Annotated in this window: 13 protein-coding genes; all 13 read left to right on the top strand. The window is 55.0% G+C overall.

Annotated elements, in window-relative coordinates; all coding sequences use genetic code 11:
- Positions 1–166 precede the first annotated feature (166 nt).
- Complete coding sequence (locus tag K6123_RS05050; protein WP_221794796.1) at positions 167–3670, top strand: FimV/HubP family polar landmark protein; 3504 nt, start codon at positions 167–169, stop codon at positions 3668–3670.
- 3 nt (positions 3671–3673) lie between these two features.
- On the top strand, positions 3674–4495 hold the full coding sequence (truA, locus tag K6123_RS05055) for a tRNA pseudouridine(38-40) synthase TruA (protein ID WP_221794797.1): 822 nt from the start codon (positions 3674–3676) through the stop codon (positions 4493–4495).
- 74 nt (positions 4496–4569) lie between these two features.
- Positions 4570–5220 carry a phosphoribosylanthranilate isomerase gene (locus K6123_RS05060; protein ID WP_246624630.1) on the top strand — a complete coding sequence of 217 codons (651 nt, stop codon included), beginning with the start codon at positions 4570–4572 and terminating at the stop codon, positions 5218–5220.
- Positions 5221–5239: 19 nt separating this feature from the next.
- Positions 5240–6436, top strand: coding sequence for a tryptophan synthase subunit beta (gene trpB / locus K6123_RS05065; RefSeq protein ID WP_221795589.1), 1197 nt, complete (start codon positions 5240–5242; stop codon positions 6434–6436).
- Between the two features lie 171 nt (positions 6437–6607).
- Positions 6608–7414, top strand: a complete 807-nt coding sequence (gene trpA, locus K6123_RS05070; RefSeq protein ID WP_221794799.1) for a tryptophan synthase subunit alpha — start codon at positions 6608–6610, stop codon at positions 7412–7414.
- A 46-nt stretch (positions 7415–7460) separates the two neighbouring features.
- Complete coding sequence (locus tag K6123_RS05075) at positions 7461–8786, top strand: bifunctional folylpolyglutamate synthase/dihydrofolate synthase (protein WP_221794801.1); 1326 nt, start codon at positions 7461–7463, stop codon at positions 8784–8786.
- Positions 8771–9325, top strand: a complete 555-nt coding sequence (locus K6123_RS05080; protein WP_221794803.1) for an SPOR domain-containing protein — start codon at positions 8771–8773, stop codon at positions 9323–9325. The genes K6123_RS05075 and K6123_RS05080 overlap by 16 nt, the downstream gene beginning before the upstream one ends.
- A 178-nt stretch (positions 9326–9503) precedes the next feature.
- Positions 9504–10001, top strand: a complete 498-nt coding sequence (locus K6123_RS05085) for a CvpA family protein (RefSeq protein ID WP_221794805.1) — start codon at positions 9504–9506, stop codon at positions 9999–10001.
- Between the two features lie 18 nt (positions 10002–10019).
- Entirely contained in the window at positions 10020–11540 is a 1521-nt protein-coding gene (gene purF / locus K6123_RS05090; protein ID WP_221794807.1) for an amidophosphoribosyltransferase, read from the top strand.
- 125 nt (positions 11541–11665) lie between these two features.
- Positions 11666–12880 (top strand): O-succinylhomoserine sulfhydrylase, encoded by a 1215-nt coding sequence (locus tag K6123_RS05095; protein WP_221794809.1) that lies wholly within the window; start codon positions 11666–11668, stop codon positions 12878–12880.
- A 225-nt stretch (positions 12881–13105) separates the two neighbouring features.
- Positions 13106–14029: an AAA family ATPase gene (locus tag K6123_RS05100; RefSeq protein ID WP_221794811.1), complete on the top strand. Its 924-nt coding sequence runs from the start codon at positions 13106–13108 to the stop codon at positions 14027–14029.
- Positions 14030–14045: 16 nt separating this feature from the next.
- Positions 14046–15038, top strand: coding sequence for a DUF58 domain-containing protein (locus K6123_RS05105; protein WP_221794813.1), 993 nt, complete (start codon positions 14046–14048; stop codon positions 15036–15038).
- The gene (locus K6123_RS05110; protein ID WP_221794815.1) at positions 15035–17080 is read left to right on the top strand and encodes a transglutaminase TgpA family protein; all 2046 of its coding nucleotides are present in this window, start codon (positions 15035–15037) and stop codon (positions 17078–17080) included. Before K6123_RS05105 ends, K6123_RS05110 begins: the two co-directional genes overlap by 4 nt.

Raw genomic sequence — 17080 nt, forward strand, 5'->3', positions numbered from 1 at the left:
CAGTTTTGTGGAGGGTTACCATTCCAAAACATTGCACCGGAACTTTTTATACTTAATACTTACGCCAGTTTTATCAACACTGGTATTAGTGTGCCGATTCGGTTATGGCCGGGTCGTTATGTAAAAATTCCGGCAATTGCCAAATCGTGACACCAAGGAAGCACTAATGAAGCGCCTGTTTTCAAATGCCTTGCTGCTGTTAGGAAGTCTGGTCATCTCTAGTCAGCTCATGGCTCTGGGTCTTGGTGAGCTGACATTGAAGTCAGCTCTGAACCAGCCGTTAAAAGCGGAGATTGGCCTTATTGACTCACAGGGATTATCTGACTGGGAAATTAAACCTGCCCTGGCCAGTCAGGAAGTTTTTGAGCGCTCTGGTGTGGATCGGTCCTATTTTTTGACCAAGATCAAATTCACGGTTGTTGGCGATAAGATCGAACTGACAACCAAAGACGGTGTAACCGAACCCTTCCTGAATTTCCTGGTGGAGTTGAATTGGCCGTCTGGTCGTGTAGTGCGTGAATTCACCGTATTGCTGGATCCGCCGACCTTCGAAGAAGAAAGCTACCAGCCGCTGGTGTCGTCGCCATCATCAAGCACCTCTGGCTCCAATGGTCAGGCTGCAGCTACCGGTGCTGTTAATATCCGTTCTGGCAACAAGCCAGCACCTCGTCAGCCGGCGGGCAGTGAGCAGCCTGGCACCTACACCGTACAGCCAAACGATACCCTTTGGGCCATTTCTCTGGCGACCCGTCCAGCTGCGGATGTAACACCGCAACAAATGATGGTGGCTATTCAACGTGCCAACCCGGAAGCCTTTATTGGCGGCAACATCAATCGTCTGAAAACCTTCCAGGTGTTGCGTATTCCGGCAGCTGATCAGATTTCTACGGTGGCCCAACAAACCGCGATTGCTGAAGTGGCTCGTCAGAACGATGCCCTGGCCGGCGTTGCCCAGATTGATGCCACTGGCCGTGGCAGCAGCGACCCTGCGGCACGCTTCAACACCTCCGGTGGGGAAGTGCGTCTGGTTACACCATCTGAACAGGCTTCTGATAAAGCCGGTGCCAGTGGTGACGGCAAGGTTGCAGGTTCTGGCAAACAGGCTGAGCTGGAAAATGAATTGGCCATCGCGCTGGAAAACCTCGACAAGTCTCGTCGTGACAATGCCGACCTGGCTGAGCGCCTGGCGTCGCTGGAAGAGCAGATTGCCGCACTGCAGCGCTTGATGAGTTTGAAAGACGATCAGTTGGCCAGCATGCAGGCTAACTCTGCTGCCAAACAGTCAATGCCTGAAGCCCAGTCTGCGCCAGCTGCAAAACCCGCGATGGCGGAGCAGTCTCCAGCCGTTGCTGGTCAGGCAGAAACGGCCAAGCCTGCTGACGCGGCTCCAGCTCCTGCCGCGAAAGCGCCAGAGGCAGCCAAACCAGAACAGGTCAAGCGTCCAAAAGCAGTGCTGCCACCACCTCCGCCACCAAGTCTGGTTGACCAGATTCTGTTGGATCCGCTGATGGCTGGAGGCTTGCTGGTTGTTGTGCTGCTGCTACTGGGCCTGATCTATGTGGCTGTCAAAAAGCGTCTGGCTGGCAAGGGTAAAAAAGCTGAATCCGCTAAAGAAGCTGCTGCACTGGAGCAAGCGGTTGCAGATCTCAATGCGGAACCAGAAGTTGATGAGAATGCATTTGCCTTCAACCAGATGGATGAAGCCGAAGAAACCACTGCGCAGCCTGACTTTGATCTTGGCAACGATTTCATGGATGACGATGCGGTTGATGTTTCAAGCCTCTCTCTCAATCGATTCGATCAGTTGCTGGAAGAAGTTGATGAGCACATTGCCTACGGCCGTTTTGATGATGCCAAGGCGCAATTGCAAGATGCCATTGACGAAAATCCGGAAAGTGGTGAACTGAGCCTGAAGCTGCTGGAAGTATATGCAGAGCTGGATGACGAACAATCCTTCGCGGATGAAGAAGCCCGTTTGCAACAGTTTGGCGACAGCTATCAGTTGGATACGGCCGAGTCTATGCGTGCTCGTTTGAGCCGTCCAATTGCGCCATTTGCCGCCAGGGCCGGTGTTGCTGCTGGTGCGACAGCATTGTCGGATAACGACTTTGATGATGTGTCGCTGGATGATCTGGATATGGAATTCCAGAGCGGTCTGGATGACGTCGCTCCTGCTGTCGCCGAAACCAGCGTTGACGAAAGTGAAGACTTCACTGACTTCCTGGAAGGTGGTCTGGATTTCGAATCAGCACTGGATCATGGTGAGGAAGAATCCGTCGAAACCAGCAATGAATTTTCGCTGGATTTTGATCTGGACAGTGGCAACGACGCCGCAGTGGACGAAGGTGATGCTGACGATAGCTTGCCGACTCTGGACTTCGACCTGGGTGACTCTGCACCGGCTGGCGGTTTGGATCTGGAGTTGGGTTCTGACACCGCCAGTTCAGATGAGACAGACTCTCATGACAACCTGATGGAGTTTGACCTATCCGGGTTCGATGAGCCTGTAGAAGAAGCCCCGGTTGTTGAAACTGCAACAGATGATAATTCACTGGATTTCAATCTCGGTGATATGGAAATTCCGGAATTGGGTGATGAAGAACCGCCAGAGCTGGAAGCCATTGCAGAGGATGACTTGCCTGAGCTGGAATTGAACCTGTCCGGCGATCTGGCTGAGCTGGAAGAAACATCTGCTGATGTGGATTCTGAGCCTCTCGCTGAGCTGGAAGACCTGGCTGAGTTGGACGAATTGGCTGAATTGGACGGTCTTGCAGAGCTGGATGATCTGCCTGCACTGGACGATGAAGATAACCTGTCTGTCGCTGACACTGCACTCGTTGAAGAGGGTGAAGTCGCTGACGATGATGCTGCTGAAGAACAGGTTACTGTTGAAGAAACAGCGTCAGAATTGCCGACACTGGATGCTGAGCCTGAGTTGGCTGCAACAGCGATGCCTGACCTCGACGAGCTGATGGATGCTGGTGCTGGAGAGTTTGACCTGGATTCTCTCGACTTCGATCTGGATGGTCTGGGTGAGAATTCTGAAGCTCCGGCACTGAGCCTGGATGACCTGAACCGGGCAATGGAGTGGGAAGCTGATGGTAGCGAAGTGGCTGCCGAAGCTGAGCCGGCGGAGCTTGATCTGGGTGATCTGTCTGGCGATGCTGAATTGCCCGAGTTGGCTGATCTGGAAGACTTTGCCGAAGCTGATGACTTGCCAGAACTGGAAGCTTTTGAGGAGTCAGAACTGCCTGAACTGGGTGCAGAGCTGACTGCAGAGGAAGCTGATCTGGCCGACTTTGACGAAGCTTTGCCAGAGCTGGGCGAACTGGATGAAGAATTGCCAGAATTGGGCGAGCTGGCAGAAGAGTTGCCTGAGCTGGCTGATCTGGAAGAGCCGGCAGCCGCCGATGTTGATGGACTGGAAGAAGTCACTTTCAACGCTGCAGACGCCGATGATGCCATTGACCTGGATGAGCTGGCTGAAACAGACGATGAGTTCGCTTATCTGTCTGGTACCGATGCCAGTGAAACCAAGCTGGATCTGGCTCGTGCCTATGTTGATATGGGTGAATCAGACAGTGCGCGTGAATTGCTGGGTGAGATCCTGCAGGAAGGCAGTGACAAGCAAAAGCAGGAAGCTCAATCTTTGTTGGATTCACTGTCCTGATTAATGTCTGAAGTCTATCGATATGCTGCCATCGTGGAATACAACGGTGCTTGTTTCCACGGCTGGCAGAAGCAAAAACATCACAACGAACCTACCGTTCAGGCCGCTCTCGAAGCGGCTATCTCGAAAGTAGCCAATCATCCTGTCGAAGTAGCCTGTGCCGGGCGTACTGATGCCGGTGTGCATGCTACCCGCCAGGTGATTCACTTTGATTCCACCTCGAAACGTACCGATTACGGCTGGATAATGGGGATCAATACCAATACCCCGCCAGCGGTGTCAGTACAGTGGTTGCAGCAAGTGGATGGCGACTTCCATGCCCGCTTCAAGGCCCGGGCCCGGTGTTATCGTTACCTCATCAACAACAGCAAATACCGTCAGGCGTTGCAGCATGATCAGATGACCTGGTGGCGCTATCCGCTGGATGCTGAACGAATGCAGCAGGCGGCCAATCATTTGCTCGGTGAGCACGACTTCACTTCTTTCCGGGCCAAGGACTGTCAGGCCAAAACTCCGGTCAAAACCATGCATCGCATCGAGGTGCGGCAGTGGGGTGATCTGATCATGGTAGAGCTGGAGGCCAGTGCCTTTCTTTACCACATGGTGCGCAACATCATGGGGGTACTGATTCCGGTGGGCGAAGGTCATAAAGAACCTGACTGGATGAAGGACGTGCTGGATGCTCGTTCGCGGTTGGCAGCTGGCGTGACAGCACCGGGTGACGGTCTGCATTTTGTGGGGGTGCGCTACCCTGAGCAGTTTGAGATTCCGTCGCAGCCATTTGGTCCGCTGATTCTTGAACCTGCGCTGTCGCTAACGCGCTAATCAGGCAGGCGCTCTGATTCATCAGGGTGTTTTCTCTGATACTATTTCGGCATTTTTGACGCTGGAGTAGCAGAATGTTGGCCAACGCTGTGGTGCGCACCCGTACCAAAATCTGTGGGATTACCCGTCCGGAAGATGCCATTGCGGTGGTCAATGCCGGTGCTGATGCACTGGGGCTGGTGTTTTATCCACCCAGTCCGCGGGCGGTCAGTATTGAGCAGGCGCAGGCTGTTGCCGCTGTTGTGCCTGCGTTTGTCAGCATCACGGCACTTTTTGTGAATCCGACTTCCGAACAAGTGCAAAGCGTGCTGGATGCCGTTAGAATCGACCTTATTCAATTCCATGGTGACGAAGACGATGGCTTCTGCCAACAATTCAACCGCCCCTACATCAAAGCCGTCCGTGTCCGGCAAGCGTCGGATATGGTGGAGGCGTGCCTGCGCTTCCCAGGTGCCTTGTCACTGCTGCTAGACAGCTATAAGCCGGGTGTTCCCGGTGGTACTGGTGAGACCTTCGACTGGTCACTGGTACCCGCTAATCTGACCAAACCCATTATTCTTGCTGGCGGCCTGACGCCGGATAACGTGGCTACCGCCATTCGTGATGTTAATCCCTTTGCAGTGGATATCAGCGGTGGTGTTGAAGCCGACGGACAAAAAGGCATCAAAGATGCCAGCAAGATCCAGGCATTTATGAACGAGGTGTATCGTGTCAACCACTCCTGATAACGCACACGCGGCTTTTATGGAAGCCAACCTGCCAGACGCACGTGGCCACTTTGGTATCCACGGCGGCCGTTTTGTTTCTGAGACCCTGACGGCAGCGCTTGATGAGCTGCAGGCAACCTATCTGAAACTGCGTGATGACGCAGATTTCCAGAAAGCGTTCGATTCTGATCTGGCCCACTATGTTGGCCGTCCGTCACCGCTGTACTACGCCGAGCGTCTCAGCAACCACTGTGGTGGTGCGCGCATTTTCCTCAAGCGCGAAGATCTTAACCACACCGGTGCCCACAAGGTGAACAACACCATTGGTCAGGCCTTGCTGGCCAAGTTTATGGGCAAGAAGAAAATCATTGCCGAGACCGGTGCCGGTCAGCACGGCGTGGCGTCTGCCACAGTGGCAGCACGCTTTGGTCTGGAATGTAAGGTGTTCATGGGCTCTACCGACGTTGAGCGCCAGAAGCTCAACGTATACCGCATGAAGCTGCTGGGTGCCGAAGTGGAGTCTGTGACTTCCGGTACCAAAACCCTCAAGGACGCCATGAACGAAGCCATGCGTCACTGGGTAACCAATGTTGACGACACTTTCTACATTATTGGTACTGCCGCAGGCCCACACCCGTACCCGATGCTGGTACGTGACTTCCAGTCGATTATTGGCCGTGAGCTGAAAGAACAGAGCCTGGAGCAACTGGGTCGCCAGCCAGACGCGCTGGTTGCTTGTGTGGGTGGTGGTTCCAACGCCATTGGTATGTTCTATCCCTACATCAAGAATCCGGAAGTGGCCCTGTACGGCGTTGAAGCCGGTGGCCTGGGTCTGGACGGTGATGATCACGCCGCGCCACTGAACAAGGGTCGCCCGGGCGTTTTGCACGGTAACCGTACTTACCTGATGGAAGATGAGAACGGCCAGATCATGGGAACACACTCCATCTCTGCCGGTCTGGATTATCCGGGCGTTGGTCCTGAGCATTCCTGGTTGAAAGACGTTGGCCGCGCCAACTATGTGGCGGCGACGGACGACGAAGCGATTGACGCATTCCACAAGCTGACCCGGCTGGAAGGCATTATGCCAGCACTGGAATCCTCTCACGCGGTTGCTTATGGCATGAAGCTGGCCAAAACCATGTCGTCAGACAAGGTCATTGTGGTCAACCTGTCCGGTCGTGGTGACAAGGACATTCATACTATCGCAGCGCTCGACGGTGTAACCGCTTGATGCACTGAAAGCTGTTGCGCTCACGTATGCTGCGTTAAAAGTCGGCTCTGAATGCTCATTTATGAGTTATAAACTCCGCTTCATCGCCGACTTTTGCCTTGCTTGCGTATCGCTCACGACGCTTTCGAAATTGCTCGCGGATACAGGATCAAGAATTCAGGAAATTTAAAAATGTCTCGTATTAACGGTTTGTTTGCAGCCCTGCAAGCGCAGGGCAAAAAGGCGCTGATCCCCTACATCACTGCCGGTGACCCACAGAAGGAAGCCACCGTTCCCATGATGCACGCGCTGGTTGAAGCGGGTGCCGATCTGATTGAGTTGGGCGTGCCTTTTTCTGATCCAATGGCGGATGGCCCGACTATTCAGCTGGCCTGTGAGCGCGCTCTGGCGCACAACACCTCGCTGAAAGATGTGCTGGCGATGGTGGCTGAATTCCGTACCACTAACGCCACCACGCCGGTGGTGCTGATGGGTTATCTGAACCCGGTTGAGCGGATGGGCTACGACGAGTTTGCGGCGGCGGCGGTGGTGGCTGGCGTTGACGGTGTGTTGTTGGTCGATCTGCCACCGGAAGAGGCAGTTGATGTTGAAGACAGCTTCAAATCCCGTGAGCTGGATATGATCTATCTGATCGCACCAACCACCACCGATGAACGTATCGAAACCATCGGCAAGGCGGGCAGTGGTTACGTATATTACGTGTCGTTGAAGGGTGTTACCGGCTCCAAAGCACTGGACGTAGACGATGTGGCGCGTAACCTCGACCGCATTCGTAAACATGTGTCGATTCCGGTCGGAGTGGGTTTTGGTATCAGCAACGGCGCAACTGCCGGTGCCGTTGCCAAAGTCTGTGATGGCGTGATTGTTGGTTCGGCGATTGTCAATCGTATCGCTGCCAATGCCGACAACGCCGAACTTGCCCGCCAGCAGGTCAGTGAGCTGATTGCTGAGATGCGTACGGCGATGGATCAGGCCTGATCCGCTTTTGCTTTATTGATTAAACACGGTTGCTGGAGAGACAAGAATGGATACATCCACCTGGAATGTGAATCGCTGGTTGCAACATCTGGAAGCGATTCACCCGGCGGATATTGATATGGGACTCGAACGGGTGCAGCAGGTTGCGGCTCGTCTCGATTGTCTCAAACCAGCACCCCTGGTGATTCTGGTCGGTGGCACCAATGGCAAGGGTACGACTTCAGCCTTGCTGACGCGACTGCTGGCCAGACAGGGTATGCGGGTAGGGACCTACAACTCCCCGCATATCCTGAAGTACAACGAACGTGTTTCGGTGAATGGTAGTGATATTGCCGACGCGGATCTGTGTCACTCATTTGAGCTGGTCGAACAGGCTCGTGGTGATATTCCACTGACCTATTTTGAATTTGGTACCCTGGCGGCACTGGCCTGGTTCCGCTCGCAGTCTCTTGATGCCTGTGTGCTGGAAATTGGCCTGGGCGGTCGTCTGGATGCCGTGAACGTGGTCGAAGCTGATCTGTCGGTGGTGACCAGCATTGGGCTTGATCACGAGGCCTGGCTGGGTAACGACGTTAACGTCATTGCCTATGAGAAATGTTCGATTGCCCGTGAAGGTCGTTACCTGGTATGTGGCCAGCCGGATGCACCAGCCCGTGGCCGTGAAACGGTTGAGCAGCTGCATGGTTTCTGGCTGGGGCGCGGTGAGCAGTTCGATGTGGTTGAGCAGGCCAACGGTGACGAGCGTGTTCTGAAAATCCGCTTCCTGCCATATCCGGACGAAGACACCCGCATGGAATGGCAACTGCCAGCCGGTTATATCCCGGGCGCCAATATCGCTACGGCGATTCAGGCGCTGGCGGCGATTGGTCATCTGTTGCCGGAGCCGGAAGTTGCTGAAGTCATTCGCCAGTTGCGGGTGCCTGGTCGATTGCAGGGCTGGCAGTGCCAACTCGAAGATGGCCGGACTATTCGTTTTACCCTGGATGTTGCCCATAACGAGCAGGCCGCCAGCTACCTGGCTACCCGTGCCTTGCAACCGGATGGCATCCTGCTGGGTATGCTGAGTGACAAGCCGGTCGAGGATGTGATCATGGCGTTACCGCAACCAAAACAGTGGTTGCTGGCCGGGCTGGACGGTTATCGCGGTTTGCCGGTAGCGGGTTTGCAGCAGCGGTTTGCGGAATCCGACCGTGGCAAGGAACCGGTTGCGGCTGCGACGGTCGACGTCAACAGTGCCTTGCAGCATATTCTGCAAACGGCAAAAGACGGTGAACATTGGCTGGTCGTTGGTTCTTTTGTTACCGTCGAGTACGCTCTCAAGTTCATCCAGGCTCAGCAGCAGGCGAAAGAAAATTCATGGAAAAGCATCTGAACAAACGGATAGTCGGCGCGGTCGTGACCGTGCTGGCGCTGGCCGTTCTGGTTCCGATTGTGATTGATGGTCAGCGTCAGAACCTGACCATCGACGAAGATATGCCCGACATGCCGGCGATGCCGGAATGGGCGGAAGTTGAAGATCAGCAGCGCATTCGTTTTGATCTCGAGCAGCTCGCCAATGGCGAAGCCAGCAAGGAGCTGGAGCCGCCGCAATCAGACCTGAGCGATCAAAGTGTGGCAGCGCCGCCAGCGGTGGCGAAACAGCCGGATCGGGCAGTGCTCGATGAAGAACTGTTGCCGTATGCCTGGGCGGTGCAGGTCGGGGCGTTTTCCAGTCTCGAAAACGCGGACAAATATCGTGATAAATTGCGTCAGCAGGGTTTCAAGGCTTTCTCGCGCAGCGACGGCGATGGTCTGACGCGGGTCTTCGCCGGACCGGAATTGCAGCGGGAGGCGGCAGAATCGCTGTTGAAACGCTTGCAGCAGCAGCTCAAGCGCGACGATTTGCGAATCAAACGTTACCAGGCCAACTGATCAGGCTGGCTTTTATTTGATCTCTCGGTGCTTTCTATTTGATCAGGTCCGTTTGATGTGGGCGCTTTCGGTGCAATCAGCTGGCCTGAAATGTTCAAACTCTGCAGTCATCTGGTTGTCGCCCAGCAGGCGAAACCCTATACTGCGCGCTTGTTTCAAACCTGTGGTGTAACAGTTCATGGCCGTGATCGATTGGGTCATTTTGGCGGTGCTGCTCGTTTCCAGTCTGATAAGCCTGAAACGAGGGTTCGTCAAGGAAGCCCTCTCCCTGGTCGTCTGGGTCGGTGCCTTTGTCGTCGCGCGTATGTTCAGCGGCAATCTGGCGACGTTATTGGCCGATCATGTCGAAACCAACTCATTGCGCTGGATTGCAGCATTCGTGATTCTGTTTCTGGGAACCGTTGCTGTAGGCACCATGGTAAGTCATCTGATCGCCGAACTGGTTCGGCTGACAGGCCTCGGTAGTATGGACCGGGTTCTGGGTATGGTTTTTGGCTGTATCCGGGGGCTGGTGGTGCTGGTGGCTATTGTCTATGGTTTGCAATTCACCATGGTTCCGCAGGATCCGTGGTGGCAACAATCTCTGTTGGTTCCTCATCTCGAACTGTTGGCTGACTGGGCTCGCAAGACCTTGCCCGGTGCCGCCAGTCAGATGATGTCTTCCATCCCGTCCTGAATTTGAGGTAGAACGCGCATGTGCGGAATTGTGGGTATCGTCGCCAAGACCCATGTTAACCAGTCTATTTATGATGCCCTGACGGTGTTGCAACACCGTGGCCAGGACGCTGCCGGTATCGTAACCAGTGAGCAGGGAAAATTTTACCTGCGCAAGGACAACGGTCTGGTACGGGATGTATTTCGAACGCGCCACATGCAGCGGTTGATCGGCAACATGGGCATTGGCCATGTGCGCTATCCAACTGCGGGCAGCTCCAGCTCTGCTGAAGCCCAGCCGTTCTACGTGAACTCGCCATACGGTATCGTGCTGGCGCACAACGGCAACCTGACCAACACCGCCGATCTGGCCCAGGACATCTATCGCGAAGACCTGCGTCATATCAACACCACGTCCGACTCGGAAGTATTGCTGAACGTGTTTGCCCACGAACTGCATGCCCAGGGTCAGCTGCAACCAACCCCGGAGACTATCTTCAAGGCGGTACGTCGTGTTCATGAGCGTGTCCGTGGTGGTTATGCCGTGGTCGCCATGATCTGTGGTTATGGTGTTATTGCTTTCCGTGATCCAAACGGTATTCGTCCGGCGGTTTTTGGTCGTCGTGATACCGAGCAAGGTCCGGAATATATGGCCGCCTCCGAGTCTGTTGCACTCGACGCACTGGGTTTCAAACTGGAGCGTGATATTGCTCCGGGTGAATGTGTGGTGATGACCGAAGCCGGTGAAATTTTCACCCAGCAGTGTGCGGACAACACCAAACTGACCCCGTGTCTGTTTGAACAGGTTTATTTTGCTCGTCCAGATTCCATTATGGATGGCATGGCGGTCTACAAGGCCCGTTTGCGTATGGGCGAAAAGCTCGCCGAGAAGATCATGCGTGAATACCCTGAGCACGACATTGATGTGGTGATTCCGATTCCGGACACCAGTCGTGCTTCAGCAATGGAACTGGCCAACCGTCTTGGTATCAAGTTCCGCGAAGGCTTCATGAAGAACCGCTACATTGGCCGGACCTTCATCATGCCGGGCCAGCAGCAGCGCAAGAAGTCTGTGAAACAGAAACTCAACGCGCTGGACCTGGAATTCCGTGGCAAGAACGTGCTGCTGGTCGACGACTCCATCGTCCGTGGTACGACCTGTGAGCAGATCATCGAAATGGCCCGTGAAGCTGGTGCCAAAAAGGTCTATTTTGCTTCGGCGGCACCTGCCGTTCGTTACCCGAACGTCTACGGCATCGACATGCCAGCGAAGGAAGAATTTATCGCCCACAACCGTACCACCGAAGAAATTGCGGATGCGATTGGCGCAGACTGGCTGGTTTATCAGGATCTCGACGATCTGATCCAGGCTTGTCTGGAAGGTAGCAAGACCACCGCCGAAGGATTTGACTGTTCCGTGTTCAACGGTGAATACGTGACCGGTGATATTGATGAAAACTACTTCCGTCGTCTGGCAGACTTGCGCAGTGATTCTTCCAAGACCATTCGCAAGGCGATTGCCAACGTGGCGATTGACCTGCACAACGAAGCGGAATCCTGATAGCCCCGAATCCGTCACTGGCGGATTCTGAATGCTTGCAAACGGGGCAGAGTGATCTGCCCCGTTTTTGTTTGTGTTTCCTGACCAAATCTATTTGTTGGTAGCGACCACCCAAGGCTCAAACCATGACTGATATTCACGATCTACTTGACCCTTACCAGTCCGATCTGACGGACGCCGAAATTGAAACCCTGGCGGTGCGTGCCGGCCAGTACCGCACGCAGGAACACGAGCACTCCGAGGCGATTTTCCCGACCAGCAGCTATGTGTTCCGTTCTGCCGCCGAAGCTCAGGCGACTTTCTCTGGTAACGCTCAGGGCAACGTTTATTCCCGTTACACCAACCCGACTGTACGCACGTTCGAAGAACGTCTGGCAGCGATGGAAGGTGGCGAAGCCTGTGCGGCAACCGCGTCTGGTATGGCGGCAATTCTGTCAGTGGTGCTGGCGCACCTGAAGGCAGGCGACCACGTGCTGTGTTCCCAGAGCGTATTTGGCAGCACCATCAACCTGTTTGAAAAATATCTGCGCAAGTTTGGTCTGGACATCGACTATGTTGATCCAACGGATGCCTCTGCCTGGAAAGCCAAATCCCGCGCGGAAACCCGCTTGTTCTTCCTGGAGTCACCATCCAACCCGGTGATGGAAGTGGCTGACATCGAAGCACTGGCGGCGGTGGCCAAAGAAGTGGGTGCCCTGCTGGCGATCGACAACTGTTTTTGTACGCCAGCGATTCAGCGCCCGCTGAGCCTGGGGGCTGATCTGGTGGTTCATTCGGCGACCAAGTTTATCGACGGCCAGGGGCGTTGTCTGGGTGGCGCAGTGGTGGGCTCCAAAGAGCTGATCGATCCGGTGGTTGGTGTGCTGCGTACCGCTGGCCCAACCATGAGTCCGTTCAACGCCTGGGTGTTCACCAAGGGTCTGGAAACGCTGAGTCTGCGGATGAAGGCCCACAGTGAAAACTGTACGGCGGTGGCAGAGTGGCTGGAACAGCATCCAAAAGTAACCAAACTGAACTTCTGTGGTCTGGCGTCTCACCCACAACGTGCGTTGATCGACAAGCAGCAGAGTATGTCTGGTGGTGTATTGTCGTTCGAAGTCGAAGGTGGCAAAGAGGCAGCCTGGCATGTGATTGATTCTACCCGCATGATTTCCATCACCGCCAACCTCGGTGATGCCAAAACCACCATCACCCATCCGGCGACCACCACTCATGGTCGTATCACGGAAGACGAACGGCTGGCGGCTGGCATTAGCCAGGGCCTGATTCGGGTTGCGGTTGGTCTGGAAAATCCGAAGGACGTGATCAAGGATCTGGCGCGCGGCCTCGATAGTCTGTAAGCCGAATTCTGATCAGTGCATCAAAACGGGAGCTGCGGCTCCCGTTTTTGTCGGTGTTCTCAACTAAGTATCTTCAATTGATAGACGCTGCCATCTGAACACTGAGTTGCGCTTCGGATTGGCAGCTCGGTGCCGCTTTTGTCGAAATCTGTAAGCCAACCGACACCTGTTCGTATTCGTCTGCTGTTATGATGTAGCGAAATTGGACAAGGTTGGAGACGCTGGATGACGAGCGCCGTACGGGACGCACTGCAACAACTGAATCGGGTGATTCTGGGCAAGGAAGAGCAGCTTAAACTGGCACTCAGCTGCCTGCTGGCTGGCGGTCACTTGCTGATCGAGGATTTGCCAGGCATGGGTAAAACCACCTTGTCACACGCGCTGGCGGGGGTGTTAGGCCTTAAATACAACCGTATCCAGTTCACCAGCGACCTGCTGCCAGCCGATATTCTCGGCGTTTCCATCTTTGAAAAAGAGCCGGGTTCCGAACTTGGACGTTTTCGTTTTCACGAAGGCCCGGTGTTCACCCAGTTGTTGCTGGCGGATGAAATCAACCGTGCCACACCCAAATCCCAAAGTGCCTTGCTGGAAGCGATGGAAGAACGTCAGGTAACGGTCGAAGGCGCAACCCGACCACTGCCAGAACCTTTCTTTGTTATCGCCACCCAGAACCCGGTATCGCAATCCGGTACCTTTCCCTTGCCAGAAAGCCAGCTCGACCGTTTTCTGATGCGGATTTCGCTGGGCTATCCGTCTGCTGAGGCTGAGCGTCAACTGCTGGAAGGTAATGGTCATCGCCAGCTGGCGAATCAGCTGCAACAACAAATTTCACCGCAACAGTTATCTCAGTTAAAGCAGCAGGTAAAAACCATTCATGCGTCCGCCAGTGTGCTGGACTATCTGCAACGGATTATTCAATTTACCCGCTATGAAGCGGGTTATCTGTACGGCTTGTCACCACGTGGGGCGCTGGCTCTATTGCAGGCCGCCAAGGCCTGGGCGCTGGTGCATGAGCGTGAGCATCTGATTCCGGAAGATATTCAGGCGGTGTTGCCGTCGGTAGTAGATCACCGGCTGGCTGATGCCGCAGACGGCGGCGCGCACAGTGTCTCGGCTCGCATACTCAATTCGGTGGCGGTGCTGGTCTGACATGCTGCAGCGTTTGATGCCTGAATCCTGGCGCAATGGCTGGTATCAGGACTGCAAAAAGTACCTGAAACTGCGAGGGCAGCGCTGGCTCGACAAGCGTATTCCAGGTACGCGCCGTCAGCAGCTGGGACACAGATCCATATTTATCCTGCCGACCCGGGCCGGGCTGTTGTTCGCTGTCATGTTGTTGATCATGCTGGTTACTGCAATCAACTATCAGAGCAGCCTGATTTATGGCCTGACCTTCTGGTTATTCAGTATCGGCCTGTCGGCCATGTATCTGACTTTTCGTAATCTGAAGGGGCTGATATTGATCAGTCGTGAAGCGCCGGATGGTTATGCCGGACAGGTGTTCGAGATTCCATTGCAATTGCAAGCTGGCAACAAGCGGGAGCATCTGGGTTTGTGGCTGGGTTATCCGGATAACCCGCCACGCCCGCTGCATGTGCAGCGGGGGCAGTTCGAAACCCTGCAATTGTCTTATCGCAGCCAACGGCGCGGCAAGTTGCAGCCCGGGCGGTTGTTGCTGGAGAGCCGTTTTCCGCTGGGGCTGTTTCGGGCCTGGAGCTGGATCCGGCTGGATTTTCATACCCTGGTGTATCCCAAACCGATTCATGATTCGTTGCGACTGGCAGGTGGCAGTGACGGCGGCGAATTGATCGGGGCAACCCGGCAGACCAGCGGTGATCAGGACTTTCGTGGCCTGCGGCAATATCAGCCAGGGGATTCCATGCGTCAAATCGCCTGGAAACAGCTGGCCCGTGGCAAGGGTCTGGTGACCAAGGATTTTGACAGTGACGACGGCGCCAGTTGCTGGCTTGACTGGGCAAACATCAGTGGCGATGCCGAAACCCGCTTGTCGATTCTCTGTGGTGCGGTGCTCGATGTCCATCAGAAAGGCTGGGAATATGGGTTGCGTTTGCCGGGCGTGGAAATCAAACCGACGCACAGTGAGGCTCATATGAAAGCCTGTCTGACCGCGCTGGCGGTTTGGGGAGAAGCCTCATGAGTGCTTCCCTGAAGCAGCCGTTAGGCTTGCCCAGAGCCGCCTTGTTGTGGCTGTTGGGTTCCAGTCTGGCGGCCCTGTTGCCGCATTACAGTCATTTGCCCATTCTGGTGTGGGTTATTGCTGCTGCCATTGTTGGCTGGCGCTGGTTGATGTTCCGCGGTGTGCTGCCGTATCCGGGCAAGATTACCAAGGTGCTGGCGGTCACAGCCGTTGCCGGAGCTGTGGTTGCGGGTTTCAGTGGCCGCTACACACTGGAAAGTGCGACGGCGTTTTTTGTTGCCATGAGCCTGTTAAAGCTGCTGGAAATGCGCAATCAGCGGGATGGCTTTGTGGTGGTGTTTCTGGCCGCGTTTCTGCTGGCGGTGGGATTCCTGTTTGAACAGGGCATTGGCTGGGGCCTGTTTGGCATTGTTGAACTCTGGTTGTTGCTGGCAACCCTGGTGGCCTTGCAGCTGGGCAGCAGCCAGCTGCCGATGTTTGCGGTGATTCATCGCCATACCAATCGTTTGATGCTTGTGTCACTGCCGGTAATGCTGGTGTTTTATCTGTTTTTCCCCCGTCTGGCGCCGCTCTGGACCTTTAACCTGCAGGCCGAAAAAGCCAAAACCGGTTTGAGTGAAACCATGTCGCCGGGGGATATCGCCTCGCTGAGTCAATCCGGTGAGCTGGCGTTTCGGGTGACTTTTGATTCAGGCCAGCAGTTGCCACGACAGCAACTGTATTGGCGCGCCATGGTGCTGGATGAATATGACGGCCGCCGCTGGAGCTTTTCCCGCCGTGGCCGCGATGTTGACTGGTTTGGCAGCGGTAATGACTATCAGCCGTCAGACGCCGATACCGGTTACGAAATTATTCAGGAAGCGACCTCGGAGCGCTGGCTGTTTTCACTGCGTAACGGCGCGGCGCTGGAGCAGGGGATTGGTTACACCAGCACCGATTTGCTGGTCAGCCGTTTGCCGGTTTATCAGCGCAAACGCTATCGCAGTGTTGCCCGGGCAACAGCGGCAAGCACACCAGCTTATTTGCCGCTGTCGCAGCGCCAGTTCAATCTGCAATTACCGGAGTCCGGTAATCCTAGGCTACGCCAGTGGGTGAGGGAGCAACTGGCCGCAGGTACACCACCAGAGCAGTTGATGAATAGTCTGCTTGAGCGCTTTCGCCAGAGTTTTGTTTATACCCTCAAGCCGCCAGTGTTGGGCGCTGATGATATTGACCAGTTTCTGTTTGATAGCCAGCGTGGCTTTTGTGCCCACTATGCCGGTGCTTTTGTTTACACCGCGCGGCTGGCCGGGATTCCGGCACGGGTCGTTGCAGGTTATCAGGGCGGCCAGTGGAACAGTACGGAAAATTATCTTTCAGTGCGCCAGTACGATGCTCATGCCTGGGCTGAGCTCTGGCGTGACGGCCAGGGCTGGGTGCGGGTTGATCCGACGGCGGCGGTTTCTCCGGCGCGTATCGAGCTGGGGCTGGAAGAAGCCATGCGAGAAGAAGGCTCCTTTATGGAAGACTCGCTGATCAAGCCCGCGCAGTTGCGGCAGCTTGGCTGGTTGTATGAGCTGAGCATGAAAGTGGATTCGATCAATTATCTATGGCAACGCTGGGTGCTGTCTTATGACAAGTCTCGCCAGCAACAGCTGTTGCAGTCGTTTATGACTCGAAGCAGTTTTATGGATATGGTCTGGTGGCTGATTGCTGCTGTGCTGGCCGCCTTTGCTGTCATGACCTTGTTGATGGTGTTACGCGCACCGTCGCAAAAACAGTCACGTATCAAACAGCAGTGGGAAAAATTATTGTTGTTGGCCAGACATGCCGGGATCAACGCTGAAAGCGGCGCCAGTCCCTTGTCTGTCATTGCTCAGTTGCAGCAAAGCTACCCGGATTTGAAAACCGAACTTGCGGTATTACAGCGCCGCTTTGATCAGCACCTGTATGCCCCTGATGGTGCCACTGCCGATACCGAACGCCAGCTGCTGTTACAACTGAAACTATGCCAGCTCCTGATAAAACGCAGTAAGCCGGTGCAGTTTGAACCAGCCGTTTGA

It is taken from the genome of Oceanobacter mangrovi (assembly GCF_019740315.1).
In the GTDB taxonomy this organism is placed as follows: Bacteria; Pseudomonadota; Gammaproteobacteria; order Pseudomonadales; family Oceanobacteraceae; genus Oceanobacter; species Oceanobacter mangrovi.